Source organism: Chryseobacterium sp. SIMBA_029 (assembly GCF_046535275.1).
Classification (GTDB): Bacteria; Bacteroidota; Bacteroidia; order Flavobacteriales; family Weeksellaceae; genus Chryseobacterium.
This window is the reverse complement of the sequence record NZ_JAWRXA010000208.1, coordinates 1-280: the sequence shown is the minus strand read 5'-3', so window position 1 is coordinate 280 and position 280 is coordinate 1. Positions and strand designations below refer to the sequence as shown.

1 protein-coding gene is annotated in these 280 nt (G+C 55.7%); it reads left to right on the top strand.

Going from position 1 to position 280, the window contains the following annotated elements:
* Positions 1–48: 48 nt before the first annotated feature.
* A partial coding sequence (locus tag SB679_RS23850) for a hypothetical protein (RefSeq protein ID WP_410704728.1) occupies positions 49–280 on the top strand: 232 nt, incomplete at its 3' end.

Here is a 280-nt window from a genome sequence, read left to right as displayed (position 1 = left end):
AAAGTCCGTCACGGCACAAGAACCAACCCAAATCAACTAGGAGATCCTGTGAACAACACTATCAAGCGTCCGGCAACTGTGCGAGAGCTCGGAGAATGGTGCGATGAAAACGAGAAGACCATTCTGGAAGGTCTCGAGTTCTTCTCGCCGTGGCTGACCGCCCCGGAAGGCTACACTCTGGACCCAAAGTCGGAAGACCGGTGGCTGGGCCCCGAGCAGTATCACGAGAAGTGGATCATCACGCCCGTTTGGAATGCGACGACTGATGCGCACTCATTCG